This window comes from Xanthomonas sp. WHRI 1810A, assembly GCF_040202885.1.
Classification (GTDB): domain Bacteria; phylum Pseudomonadota; class Gammaproteobacteria; order Pseudomonadales; family Pseudomonadaceae; genus Aquipseudomonas.
Genome location: NZ_JBEGED010000001.1, coordinates 372184 through 384739, shown reverse-complemented (window position 1 = coordinate 384739; position 12556 = coordinate 372184). Strand labels below are relative to the sequence as shown.

Below are 12556 nucleotides of genomic sequence, written 5' to 3'. Positions count from 1 at the left end.
CGTCGTCCTTGTGCCGCGTGGCGAATCAGTGGGTCCGGGTGACTTTGCTCAAATGGCGCGGTTGGTCCGGATTCAGGCCGCGCGCCTGTGCAAGCCCGGCGGCCATGACGTAAAAGCTCTGGATGGCGAGAATCGGATCGAGCGCAGGGTGATCGGCGCAGGTCAGGGTCAGGTCACGCTCGGCGACGTCAGCCGGGGCGGCCAGCAGCACCTGCGCGCCACGCTCGCGCATGTCGCCCGCCAGCCTCGATAGTCCCGCCTGCTCAGCGCCCCGAGGGGCGAAGACCAGCATCCGATAGTGCTCGTCCACCAACGCCATGGGGCCGTGGCGCACTTCTGCGCTGCTGAATGCTTCGGCCTGAACACCTGAGGTTTCCTTGAACTTGAGTGCCGCTTCCTGAGCAACGGCAAAGCCAAGGCCGCGGCCAATCACCATCAGGCGCTGGCAATCCTTCAGAGCGGTAATTGCGCCTGACCAGTCCTGCTGCGCTGCCTGTTTAAGACGCTGGGGCAGTGATTGGCCCGCGCTCAGCACGTCTGCGTCCTGCGCCCAATGGGCGACCAGCCGGGCGCTGGCGCTCAACGTCGCGATAAAGCTTTTAGTCGCCGCCACGCTCAGCTCGGCGCCTGCGTGCAACGGCAATGCGTATTCGCAGGCCTGCTCCAGCGGTGAGCCCTGGGCGTTTACCATCGCTGCCGTCAGCGCTCCGGCTGCACGCAGGGCTTTGATACTGTCCACCAGATCCGGGCTTTGCCCTGACTGGGAGAATGCAATGGCTGGCTGGCCGCTGACCCGCATCGGCGAGCGGTGCAGCGTGATGACCGACATCGGCAAGGACGCCACCGGGACGCCGATCAGTTGCATGGCCAGGTAGGCGAAATAGCTGGCAGCGTGATCCGAGCTGCCGCGGGCCACTGTCATCACAAGGTGCGGGGCTGTCTGGCGCAGGCGCTTGGCCAGTGCGACCACACCGGGTTCGCTCATGTCCAGCTGGGCTTGCACGGCATCGCCGGACGCCAGGGCTTCATCAAGCATTTTTGAGTTCAAGGGTTTCTCCTTCGACCATAACCGCGTTGAGGGTGAGGTCACGATCAAGGAATACCGCATCCGCCCAGCTGCCGATTTGCAGGCGGCCTCGATCCGCGAGGCCCAGATAGTCGGCTGGGTATTGCGACAGGCGTTGCGAGGCTTCGGCCAGTGGCAAGCCTATCTTCACCAGGTTGCGCAGCGCCTGATCCATGGTCAGCGTACTGCCGGCCAGGGTGCCGTCGGCCAGACGCACGCCGCCCATGCATTTGGAGACGGTGTGGCTGCCCAATTTGTATTGGCCGTCGGGCATGCCCGTGGCCGCGGTGGAATCGGTCACGCAATACAGACAGGGGATCGAGCGCAGCGCCACGCGCATGGCGCCGGGGTGCACGTGCAACAGGTCGGGAATCAGCTCGGCGTATTGCGCATGGGCCAGCGCCGCACCGACGATGCCGGGCTCGCGGTGATGCAGCGGGCTCATGGCGTTATACAGGTGAGTGAAGCTGCTGGCGCCCGCATCCAGCGCGTTGACCCCTTCCTCATAGCTGCCCAGGGTGTGGCCAATCTGCAGGCGCACGCCTCGATCGGACAGTGCGCGAATGAGCGCTAGGTGCCCGGCGATTTCCGGCGCGATGGTGATGACCTTGATCGGCGCCAGGCTCAGGTAGTGCTCGACTTCCCCCATCAGTGCGGTGTGCGCGTGATTAGGTTGCGCACCCAGTTTTCCGGGGTTGATGTACGGGCCTTCCAGATGCACGCCCAGAAAACGCGCCCTTTCATGGCCACGGTCCACGCAGTAGTCACCGAGCTGGGAGAGTACGGTTTCGATCTCCTCAGGCGGCGCGGTCATGGTGGTCGCCAGCATGGAAGTCGTGCCAAAACGCAGATGGGTCCGGGCAATGGTTGCAAACCCTGAGGCGCCTTCCATGATGTCGCTGCCGCCGCCGCCATGGACATGCAGGTCAATGAAGCCGGGCAGCACGTAAGGCAGATCGTTTTGCTGCGGATCGCAAGGTCGGCCGCTGACGGCAGTCACACGTCCCTTGTGGTGCTCGAGCTGGCCACGGACCCAGCCGTTTGGGGTGAAGATGTTGTGCTCGGACATAAAGGCTCCGGTTTTTTTCAACGCGCGGCTCAACGCCTTAACGGCGCAACTCGGCGACGAAGTCGTAGTAGTCATCGCGGCAGTAGGTGTCGGTCAGTTCGATGGGCGTGTTGTCTGCGAGAAATCCAATCCGCGTCATCAGCAGCATGGCGGTGCCGGTTTCGATCCCGACCAGTTCCGCCATCTGAGCCGATGCGTTCACCGCGCGGATGTGTTGCAGCGCACGCACCACCGGCCGGCCAATCGCATCCAGATGCGCATACAGCGAATCGCCGATGGCAAGGGGATCAGGGAGCAAGGAGGCGGGCAGGGCGCTCATTTCGACCGCCATGACAATGCCATCGGCCTTGCGCAGACGTTTCAGGCGCGCAACGTTGTCAGACGGCGAAAGGCTCAGGCGAATCAGTTGCTCATGGGTGGGCAACGTGATCTCGCGCTCCAGCCATTGCGAACTCGGCGTAAAACCCTTGAGGCGCAGCATTTCGCTGAAGCTGGACAGGCGTGAAAGCGGTTGCTCAAGGCGTGGGGTGATGAAGGTGCCGGAGCCCTGGTTGCGCCGAATGAGGCCTTGTTCGAAGAGCACTTCAAGGGCTTTGCGTGCCGTGACGCGGGAGATGCTGAGGGTTTCACTCAGGCTGCGCTCGGAGGGCAGCGCTTGATCGGCTTTCCATTGGCCGGAATGAATCGCCGCTTCCAGATTGCGCGCCAGTTGCAGATAAAGAGGCGTGGCCTGGGTGTCGTCGGGTCGCAAGGATAGGATCGAGTGCATGAGTGGTTTCCGAAGTCGTTGTATTTATTCTCGGACAATGCCCCGAAAACTAATACCACTTGAATACCACGTCAATGCCATTGATAGGATTTGTTGTCACTGGCTGGTGACTTGACCGCTGCCTCACCAGCGCGCGTTAGCTGCTGAACATCAGGTGTTCTAAGGCCGAATCTCAATCATCGTCCCGTCCTTCACCAGATCCCACACCTCACGGATATCGCTGTTCTTCATGGCGATGCAGCCGTTGGTCCAGTCCAGTGTCTGGAAATACCACTCGGGGTACTGCTCATCCACCGGCGTTCCGTGGATCATGATCATGCTGCCGGGGTTCACGCCTTCGCGTCGGGCGCGGGCCGAGTCGGTGATGTTGGGGTAGGAAATGTGCATCGACAGGTTGTAGTTATCGCTGGTCTTGCGCCAGTCCAGCCAATAGAAGCCTTCCGGGGTGCGTTGATCGCCTTCCTGAAGCTTGGTGCCCTTGGGCGCTTTGCCCAGCGACACCCGATACGTCTTGAGCGCCTCGCCCTTGCTGATCAACTGCAACTGATGCGCGGACTTGAGCACCAGCACTTTGTCGATGGTGCGATCGGCGATGTTTTCGGTATTGATGACCTTGTTGCCAATGAACTTCTGTTCACTGCCTTTGGGGACGATGGTCTGCGTGAACGAAGCCTGCGACAGCGAAACGAACGACAGACAGAAAAGGGCAAGCAACCAACGCATCGAGACGGTATCCATGAAGACCGCGAACAGCTCGCGCGTCGGTTATTGATCAGGTGGTCATGACGGGGCGCGACGTCGGCAGGCAATCGGTATGCACCGGAAACACGCCGGTGAGCCGGTCAGCGAAGTAGCATTCTAGGGTACGCCTGACCGTGTGGAAAGCCAGCTCGCTCCACGGTATGTCGGCTTCGTCGAACAGCCGGACCTCCAGGCTTTCAATGCCTGCGGCAAAGTCCAGATTCAGCATCTCGGCGCGATAGAACACGTGGACCTGACTGATGTGCGGCACATCGATCAGCGTGTACAGCTGCAGGTTACGCAACGTGGCGCAGGCTTCTTCGACGGTCTCCCGGCGAGCGGCCTGTTCGACACTCTCGCCGTTTTCCATGAAGCCGGCCGGCAGCGTCCAGAACCCCAGGCGCGGCTCGATAGCGCGTCGGCACAGCAAGACCTTGCCTTCCCAAACCGGAAGACAGCCCGCCACGATGTTCGGGTTCTGGTAATGAATGGTGTGGCAGTGCTCACACACGTAGCGCAAACGGCTGTCGCCTTCGGGGATGCGCTGGATGACCTGTTCGCCGCAATGGCTGCAGAAATTCATGATCGAACCGGATTGTTGAGTCAGCGGCTATCTTGGCGCGCGCCGAGGGTGATCGGCAAGCTGCGCTTTTGGCCAGGTCGGTAACTTGTCCTGCAAGGACTTGGGCGGGTCGTCGCTTTGGTGCATGATGCCGGGTAGGCAACAGATCGAGATTTCCCATGCTGGACGACATCATTCGCCGAATTGGAAGCCATACGCCGGGCACGCTCACCTCCGATGCACGCTTCCCCGAAGCGGCCGTGCTCCTGCCGATCACCCGCAGTGACGAACCGGAACTGGTGCTGACCCTGCGCGCCAGCGGCCTGTCCACCCATGGTGGCGAAGTGGCGTTTCCGGGCGGTCGTCGCGACCCCGAAGACCCTGATCTGGTCTTCACGGCATTGCGCGAAGCCGAAGAAGAAATCGGCCTGCCGCCTGGGCTGGTGGAGGTGGTCGGTCCGCTGAGCCCGCTGATTTCCAAGCACGGCATCAAAGTCACCCCTTACGTCGGGCTCATTCCCGACTTCGTCCAGTACAAGCCGAACGATGATGAAATCGCCGCCGTGTTCAGTGTGCCGCTGGCGTTTTTTCGCGAGGACGCCCGGGAGCACACCCATCGCATCGACTACCAGGGCCGCAGCTGGTACGTGCCGAGCTACCGTTTTGGCGAGTACAAGATCTGGGGGCTGACCGCCATCATGATCGTTGAGCTGATGAATGTGCTCTACGACACAAACATAAGCCTGAACACACCGCCGCAACGCTCCGCCATCGAAAATCTGAAATCCTGATTCTTGCGTTCATTCACTCACGAGCCATTGCTCGCCCGCGGCCGTTGCGCCATGAGGACAATAATATGAAATACCGCCTGGGGGATTCCCGCGTCGAGACTCATCCGCAGAGCTGGGTCGCACCCACCGCCACGCTGATCGGCAAGGTCAGGCTGGAGGCCAACGCCAGCGTCTGGTTCGGTGCCGTGCTGCGCGGCGACAACGAGCTGATCCATATCGGCGAAAACAGCAACGTTCAGGATGGGACGGTGATGCACACCGACATGGGCTCGCCGCTGAACATCGGCAAGAACGTGACCATTGGCCATAACGTCATGCTTCACGGCTGTGACGTGGACGACAACACGCTGATCGGCATCAATTCAGTGATCCTCAATGGCGCGAAGATCGGCAAGTACTGCATCATCGGCGCCAATTCGCTGATCGGCGAAGGCAAAGTGATTCCCGATGGCTCGCTGGTCATGGGGTCGCCGGGCAGGGTGGTGCGCGAGCTGACCGATGGGCAGAAGAGGATGCTGGAAGCCAGCGCTGCGCATTACGTCCTCAACGCCCAACGCTATGCGCGGGACCTGGCTCCGCAGGACGAGTAATGAACACCGAGACGGCCCCTAACGAAAAGCCTGTGCGTTCGCCCTGCGTGAATATTTGTGCGCTGGACGATCAGGACGTGTGCACCGGTTGCCAGCGCACCGGTGCCGAGATTACAGCCTGGGGCCGCATGGACAACGCTGCGCGGCGTGTAGTGTTAGGGCTGTGCGATGAGCGGGCGCTGGCGAGTGGGGTGATGACTTCTCTTCTGTAGGAGCGCGCTTGCCCGCGAAAAACTGAACAGACATCACACCTATATTTGGCATAAGGATGTCATCGCGGGCAAGCGCGCTCCTACACGGATGCAACTACACTTATCCGCCGCCACCCCCAATCCCCGGGCTTCATGTTAAATTGCGCGCCCTTTCTTCACTGCGGTTGCTCGCCCACGGCGGGTTGCCCTCGATTTCTGCTCCATGAGGACCTGACATGACTCAAATCGGAACGCCACTGTCGCCGACTGCGACCCGGGTATTGCTCTGCGGTTGCGGCGAGCTTGGCAAGGAAGTGGTCATCGAGCTGCAACGCCTGGGCGTCGAAGTCATCGCCGTCGACCGCTATGCCAACGCCCCCGCCATGCAGGTCGCGCACCGCAGCCACGTCATCAACATGCTCGACGGCGCAGCCTTGCGGGCCGTGATCGAGGCCGAAAAGCCGCATTACATCGTCCCGGAAATCGAAGCCATTGCCACCGGCACCCTGGTGGAGCTGGAGTCCGAAGGCTTCACCGTGATTCCGACCGCACGCGCTGCGCTGCTGACCATGAACCGCGAAGGGATTCGTCGTCTGGCTGCTGAAGAGCTTGACCTGCCGACCTCGCCTTATCACTTCGCTGACAGCTTCGAAGCCTACAAACGAGCCGTCGAAGACCTCGGCTTCCCGTGCGTGGTCAAGCCAGTGATGAGCTCGTCGGGCAAAGGCCAGAGCCTGCTCAAGACCGACGCCGACATCCAGAAAGCCTGGGATTACGCGCAGGAAGGCGGCCGCGCCGGCAAAGGTCGCGTGATCATCGAAGGCTTCATCGATTTTGATTACGAAATCACCTTGCTGACCGTGCGCCACGTCGGTGGCACCACGTTCTGCGCGCCGGTCGGCCATCGTCAGGAGAACGGCGACTACCAGGAATCCTGGCAGCCACAGGCCATGAGCCCGGTAGCGCTGGCGGAATCGGAGCGTGTTGCCAAGGCGGTCACCGAAGCACTGGGCGGTCGTGGTCTGTTTGGCGTTGAGCTGTTCATCAAGGGTGATCAGGTCTGGTTCAGCGAAGTCTCGCCGCGCCCCCATGACACCGGGCTGGTGACGCTGATTTCCCAGGACTTGTCCCAGTTCGCGCTGCATGCACGGGCCATTCTTGGCCTGCCGATCCCGCTGATTCGTCAGTTCGGGCCTTCGGCGTCGGCGGTGATCCTGGTGGACGGCAAGTCGACCCAGACCGCGTTTGCCAATCTGGAGCAAGCGTTGAGCGAGCCCGACACCGCGCTGCGTCTGTTCGGCAAGCCGGAAGTCAACGGTCAGCGCCGCATGGGTGTGGCGCTGGCTCGCGATGAGTCCATCGAAGCCGCCCGCGCCAAAGCCACTCGCGCATCAAGAGCGGTGAAGGTGCAGCTGTAAGCGCTAACCGCCACGAAAAACGGCGCCCCTCGGGGCGCCGTTTTTGTTTGAGTATTGAAACCATCCCCCGTAGGAGCGCGCTTGCCCGCGATTGCGGTCTGTCATTGAGTGCTATCGAATCTGACACACCTTATTCGCGGGCAAGCGCGCTCCTACAGGTCAGGCATCAGCTGATGGTATCCAGATCCCGATGGCGGGTTTCCTTTAGGCACAGCACCGCAATCAGACTGAGCAGCGCGGCCGCCGACACATACCCGCCAACCCAGCTCAGGCCGCCCATTTCCACCAGCTTCTGCGCAAAGAACGGCGCCACGGAAGCGCCGACGATGCCGCCGATGTTGTAGGCCGCTGACGCACCGGTGTAACGCACCTGCGTAGGAAACAGCTCTGGGAGGAGGGCACCCATGGGGGCAAACGTCACGCCCATCAGAAACAGCTCGATGGACAGAAACAACGCCACTGCCCACGTGGTGCCGTAGGTCAGCAGCGGCTCCATCAGAAAGCCCGACGCAATCGCCAGCACGCCACCGATGATCAACACCGGTTTGCGTCCGAAGCGGTCGCTCGCCCAGGCCGAGAGCGGGGTCGCCAGGGCCATGAACAGCACCGCGAAGCACAGCAGCGCGAGGAAGGTTTCCCGCGTGTAACCCAGGGTTTTTACCCCGTAACTGAGCGAAAACACCGTCGAAATGTAGAACAGCGCGTAACACACGACCATCGACGCAGCGCCCAGCAGCATCGGCGCCCAGTGCTGCGAAAACAGCTCGGCGACCGGCATTCTTACCCGCTCGTGACGCGCCATGGCCTTGGCAAAGACCGGGGTTTCCTCCAGCTTCAAGCGCACGTACAAACCGATGATCACCAGCACCGCGCTGAGCAAGAACGGGACACGCCAGCCCCAGGCGCGGAATTGCTCGTCGTCCAGCGTCATGGCCAGGGTGAGGAACAACCCGTTGGCTGCGAGAAACCCAATCGAGGGGCCCAACTGCGGAAACATGCCGAACCAGGCACGCTTGCCTTTGGGAGCGTTTTCGGTGGCGAGCAATGCCGCGCCGCCCCACTCACCGCCCAACCCCAGGCCCTGCCCGAAGCGCAGCACGCACAACAGAATCGGGGCCCAGGAGCCGATCACGTCATAACCCGGCAATACGCCAATCAGCGTGGTGCACACGCCCATCAACAGCAGCGAGGCGACCAGGGTCGATTTGCGTCCGATGCGGTCGCCAAAGTGGCCGAAGAGCAACGACCCGAAGGGGCGTGCGAGGAACGCGATGCCAAACGTCAGAAACGCCGACAGCATCTGTGCGGTACTGGACGTTTGCGGGAAGAACACCGGGCCGATTACCAGCGCCGCCGCAGTGGCGTACACGTAGAAGTCGTAGAACTCGATGGCGGTGCCGATGAAGCTGGCCGTCGCAACCCGGGTGGCGGAGTTGGCAGGCCGTGCCTCGGTGTCGTCGCTCGGCTGATAGGCGGAAGTTGTCGTCATGCGGGTATCCCCGGGCTGTCATGTTGCCTGTCAGGCGCCGTCGACAAATCTTGAACGCGCTGGGGCAAACGTTAATTATTTTGGGTGCTGCGGTGAACAGGTTAGCCCGTATCCGGGCATGGGTAGCGTCCGTTTCAGTGCACGGCCTTGGTCGTGGTGTTCTGCCACATCATGACCCGCGTGACCCGGTTATCCTCGCTTTCCAGGGTTTCCAGTCGATACGGCCCAATCTTCAGGCAGACCGAGCTTTCGGGAATGCTTTCCAGCGCTTCGGTAATCAGGCCGTTGACCGTCTTCGGGCCGTCGGACGGCAAGTGCCAGCCCAGGCTTTTGTTCAGGTCGCGAATCGAGGCTGCGCCATCCACCACCAATCGGCCGTCGGCCTGCGGGTGGATGTGCGGGTTTTTCATCGACTGCTCGCTTTCGAACTCGCCCACGATCTCTTCAAGAATGTCCTCCAGGCTGACGATGCCGAGGACCTCACCGTACTCGTCGACCACCACGCCCATGCGCCGCTGTTGCTTGTGAAAGTTCAGCAATTGCAGCTGCAACGGGGTGCTTTCCGGGACGAAGTAGGGCTCGTAGCAGGCGGCCATCAGCTCTTCCTTGGTCAGCTGGCCGCGCGGCAGCAGGTGACTGATGACCCGCGTGTTTAGGACGCCTTCTACCTGATTGATGTCGTTGTGATAGACCGGCAGGCGGGTGTGCCGCGAAATGATCAGCTGTTCGGTGATGTGCTCGATGCTCTCATCCAGATTGACGCCGTCCACTTCACTGCGCGGCACCAGGATGTCGTTGACCGTCATGCTGTCCAGCGCATAAATCCCCGAGATCACTTGCGCGCGGCCTGATTGCGGCACGGTGTGTTCCTGATAGACCGTGGCCCCAGCGTCATCGTCGTCATCGACCGGGGAGTGGGCGTGGCGCTTGGACAGGAAGGGCCGCAGCAGCAATTTGGAGATGTTTTTGTACAGCCAGGTCAGGGGTTTGAGCAAATGCATCGGCGTGCGCAGCAAGCTGTTGCCCAGCAACAGAATGGATTCTGGACGGCGAGCCGCCAGTTTGCGCGGGATGAATTCGGCCACGATCAGCAGCACGCTGGTGACCAGCAGCCAGGCAATGGTCGGGCCGTTGAAGTACCAGGTGTTGAGGGCGACGAGGGTGGCGACGACCGTGATCAGCGCTCTGATCATGGTATTGGCCAGAATCAGGCTGTTGAGGTTGAACGCCAGCGTCGGCTTCGGTGGGTCGCTCATCCGTGCTTTCGCAGCGAAGGCCCGCAGCTGATGATGAGCTGCCTCTACTGCCGTCAGCAGTCCGGACCACAACGTCAGCAGCGCCAGAATTGCGAGCATCGTGCCCATCGGCAGGTTATCCATGATCAGCGCCCGTCAGATGTGCAGAATGTATTCACGTACCAGCTTGCTGCCGAAATAAGCCAGCATCAGCAGGCAAAAGCCGCCAAGGGTCAACCGAATGGCCTTGTGCCCGCGCCATCCCAGGCGGCTACGGCCCCACAGCAATACGCTGAAGACAATCCAGGCGAGAATCGACAGCAGCGTCTTGTGCACCAGGTGTTGAGCGAACAGGTTCTCGACAAACAGCCAGCCGGAAATCAGCGACATCGACAGCAGCGTCCAGCCGGCCCACAGGAAGCCGAACAGCAGGCTTTCCATGGTCTGCAGCGGCGGGAAGTTCTTGATCAACCCGGACGGGTGTTTGTTTTTCAGCTGGCGATTCTGCACCAGCAACAGCAGCGCCTGGAACACCGCGATGGTGAACATGCCATAGGCGAGGATGGACAGCAGGATGTGGCCAATCAGGCCCTGCTCGGCAACGATGGGTTGCAGTGTGCCCGCCGGGGCAAATTGAGCCATCAGCGTGGTCAACAGGCCAAGCGGAAATAGCAGGATCAGGAGGATCTCCACCGGAATCTGAATGCAGGCGAGCAGCGTCACGACGATGACCGCGACCGCAATCAGGCTGGCGGCGCTGAAGAAATCCAGGCCCAGGCCGATCGGACGCACCAGTTGGCCGACCAGGGCGCTGGCCTGGCACGCGACGGCCAGCGTGCCGATCAGGCACAGCAGCCATTTGTCGACCTTTGCGCCCTGGCGCAGGCGCAGGCCTTGATAAGCGGTCGCAGCGGCGTAGAGGACGGCGGCGGCGAGACTGGGTAGCAGGCTGGGTGACAAGGGGAACATAGATCCTGGTGGGCGTGCCCGAAAGGCGCTGAGTTTGGCATAGAACCGACCCGTCACAAAAGACCACGTACGAAAGACCACATAAGCAGACTCCCTGTGGTGTCCGTGACGCAGACTCTTCGCTATAATCCGCGACCTGTTCCAGCCACAGGCTCGCCGAGCGCTGTTCATCCGCACTGTGTTCATCCGGTGCTTTATATAACAGAGTCTTCACGGGCCGGCCGCATAACCGGGGTTCGCCACGAACCTAAAGGATCGCGCATGTTTGAAAATCTGACAGATCGTCTCTCGCAGACCCTGCGCCAGGTCACTGGCAAGGCAAAGCTGACCGAAGACAACATCAAGGACACCCTGCGTGAAGTACGTATGGCGTTGCTCGAAGCCGACGTTGCCTTGCCGGTGGTCAAAGACTTCGTCAACAAGATCAAGGACCGTGCGGTCGGTACCGAGGTGTCGCGCAGCCTGACCCCGGGCCAGGCGTTCGTGAAGATTGTCCAGGCTGAACTCGAAGAGATGATGGGGGCTGCCAACGAAGAGCTGACCCTCAACGTCACACCGCCTGCGGTCATTCTGATGGCGGGCCTGCAGGGTGCGGGTAAAACCACCACCGCGGCCAAGCTGGCCAAATTCCTCAAGGAACGCAAAAAGAAGACCGTGATGCTGGTCTCGGCGGACGTCTACCGTCCAGCGGCCATCAAGCAGCTCGAAACCCTGGCCAACGACATCGGCGTGACGTTCTTTCCGTCTGATCTTAGCCAGAAGCCGGTGGACATCGCCGAAGCGGCCATCAAGGAAGCGCGGCTCAAGTTCATTGATGTCGTGATCCTCGACACCGCCGGCCGCCTGCACATCGACGCCGAAATGATGGGCGAGATTCAGGCGCTGCACGCGGCGGTCAAGCCGGCCGAGACCTTGTTCGTGGTTGACGCCATGACCGGCCAGGACGCCGCCAACACGGCCAAGGCCTTCGGCGATGCGTTGCCGCTGACCGGTGTGATCCTGACCAAGGTCGACGGCGATGCCCGTGGCGGTGCCGCATTGTCGGTACGCGCCATCACCGGCAAACCCATCAAGTTCATCGGTATGGGCGAGAAGAGCGACGCCCTCGAGCCGTTCCACCCGGACCGTATTGCTTCGCGCATCCTGGGCATGGGCGATGTGCTCAGCCTGATCGAGCAGGCCGAACAGACCCTCGACAAGGACAAGGCCGACAAGCTGGCCAAGAAGCTGAAGAAGGGCAAGGGCTTCGACCTCGAAGACTTCCGTGATCAGCTTCAGCAGATGAAAAACATGGGCGGCCTGGGCGGACTCATGGACAAACTGCCGAACATGGGCGGCATGAACCTGGCGCAGATGGGCAACGCTCAGGGCGCGGCAGAGAAGCAGTTCAAGCAGATGGAAGCCATCATCAACTCGATGACCCCGGGCGAACGCCGTGACCCCGAGCTGATCAGCGGCTCGCGCAAGCGCCGTATCGCCATGGGTTCCGGCACTCAGGTGCAAGACATCGGGCGTCTGATCAAGCAGCACAAACAGATGCAGAAGATGATGAAGAAATTCTCCGCCAAGGGCGGAATGGCGAAAATGATGCGCGGCGTGGGCGGCATGATGCCCCGTGGCGGCATGCCAAAAATGTAATTACGCCGCGCGCAGGTTGCCCTGCGCG

13 protein-coding genes are annotated in these 12556 nt (G+C 61.3%); 5 read left to right on the top strand and 8 right to left on the bottom strand.

Annotation, left to right across the window (positions count from 1 at the left end):
* Positions 1-25: 25 nt before the first annotated feature.
* The 5 genes from ABQX22_RS01755 to ABQX22_RS01735 form a co-directional block, all read right to left on the bottom strand.
* Complete coding sequence (locus tag ABQX22_RS01755; RefSeq protein WP_349795875.1) at positions 26-1048, bottom strand: SIS domain-containing protein; 1023 nt, start codon at positions 1046-1048, stop codon at positions 26-28.
* A complete protein-coding gene (gene nagA, locus ABQX22_RS01750) occupies positions 1029-2135 on the bottom strand; it encodes an N-acetylglucosamine-6-phosphate deacetylase (protein WP_349795873.1) in 1107 nt (368 codons plus the stop codon). The genes ABQX22_RS01755 and nagA overlap by 20 nt, the downstream gene beginning before the upstream one ends.
* Before the next feature lie 37 nt (positions 2136-2172).
* On the bottom strand, positions 2173-2904 hold the full coding sequence (locus tag ABQX22_RS01745; protein ID WP_349795871.1) for a GntR family transcriptional regulator: 732 nt from the start codon (positions 2902-2904) through the stop codon (positions 2173-2175).
* A 159-nt stretch (positions 2905-3063) separates the two neighbouring features.
* Positions 3064-3627 carry a L,D-transpeptidase family protein gene (locus ABQX22_RS01740; protein WP_349795869.1) on the bottom strand — a complete coding sequence of 188 codons (564 nt, stop codon included), beginning with the start codon at positions 3625-3627 and terminating at the stop codon, positions 3064-3066.
* 49 nt (positions 3628-3676) lie between these two features.
* A complete protein-coding gene (locus ABQX22_RS01735; protein ID WP_349795867.1) occupies positions 3677-4228 on the bottom strand; it encodes an NUDIX hydrolase in 552 nt (183 codons plus the stop codon).
* Between the two features lie 158 nt (positions 4229-4386).
* Between ABQX22_RS01735 and ABQX22_RS01730 the strand changes: the two genes are divergently transcribed.
* From ABQX22_RS01730 to purT, 4 genes are all read left to right on the top strand, one after another.
* The gene (locus tag ABQX22_RS01730) at positions 4387-4998 is read left to right on the top strand and encodes a CoA pyrophosphatase (RefSeq protein WP_349795865.1); all 612 of its coding nucleotides are present in this window, start codon (positions 4387-4389) and stop codon (positions 4996-4998) included.
* A 65-nt stretch (positions 4999-5063) separates the two neighbouring features.
* Positions 5064-5588: a gamma carbonic anhydrase family protein gene (locus tag ABQX22_RS01725; RefSeq protein WP_349795863.1), complete on the top strand. Its 525-nt coding sequence runs from the start codon at positions 5064-5066 to the stop codon at positions 5586-5588.
* The gene (locus ABQX22_RS01720; RefSeq protein WP_349795861.1) at positions 5588-5800 is read left to right on the top strand and encodes a DUF1289 domain-containing protein; all 213 of its coding nucleotides are present in this window, start codon (positions 5588-5590) and stop codon (positions 5798-5800) included. Before ABQX22_RS01725 ends, ABQX22_RS01720 begins: the two co-directional genes overlap by 1 nt.
* A gap of 215 nt (positions 5801-6015) precedes the next feature.
* Positions 6016-7197 carry a formate-dependent phosphoribosylglycinamide formyltransferase gene (gene purT, locus ABQX22_RS01715; RefSeq protein WP_349795859.1) on the top strand — a complete coding sequence of 394 codons (1182 nt, stop codon included), beginning with the start codon at positions 6016-6018 and terminating at the stop codon, positions 7195-7197.
* A gap of 166 nt (positions 7198-7363) precedes the next feature.
* Here the strand turns inward: purT and ABQX22_RS01710 are convergent, their stop codons facing one another.
* The 3 genes from ABQX22_RS01710 to ABQX22_RS01700 form a co-directional block, all read right to left on the bottom strand.
* Complete coding sequence (locus ABQX22_RS01710) at positions 7364-8686, bottom strand: MFS transporter (protein WP_349795857.1); 1323 nt, start codon at positions 8684-8686, stop codon at positions 7364-7366.
* A 134-nt stretch (positions 8687-8820) separates the two neighbouring features.
* Entirely contained in the window at positions 8821-10065 is a 1245-nt protein-coding gene (locus ABQX22_RS01705) for a transporter associated domain-containing protein (protein ID WP_349795855.1), read from the bottom strand.
* A 12-nt stretch (positions 10066-10077) separates the two neighbouring features.
* Positions 10078-10881 carry a cytochrome C assembly family protein gene (locus ABQX22_RS01700; protein WP_349795853.1) on the bottom strand — a complete coding sequence of 268 codons (804 nt, stop codon included), beginning with the start codon at positions 10879-10881 and terminating at the stop codon, positions 10078-10080.
* Between the two features lie 270 nt (positions 10882-11151).
* Here ABQX22_RS01700 and ffh point away from each other — a divergent pair, with 270 nt between their 5' ends.
* The gene (gene ffh, locus ABQX22_RS01695) at positions 11152-12528 is read left to right on the top strand and encodes a signal recognition particle protein (protein ID WP_349795852.1); all 1377 of its coding nucleotides are present in this window, start codon (positions 11152-11154) and stop codon (positions 12526-12528) included.
* Positions 12529-12556: the final 28 nt, after the last annotated feature.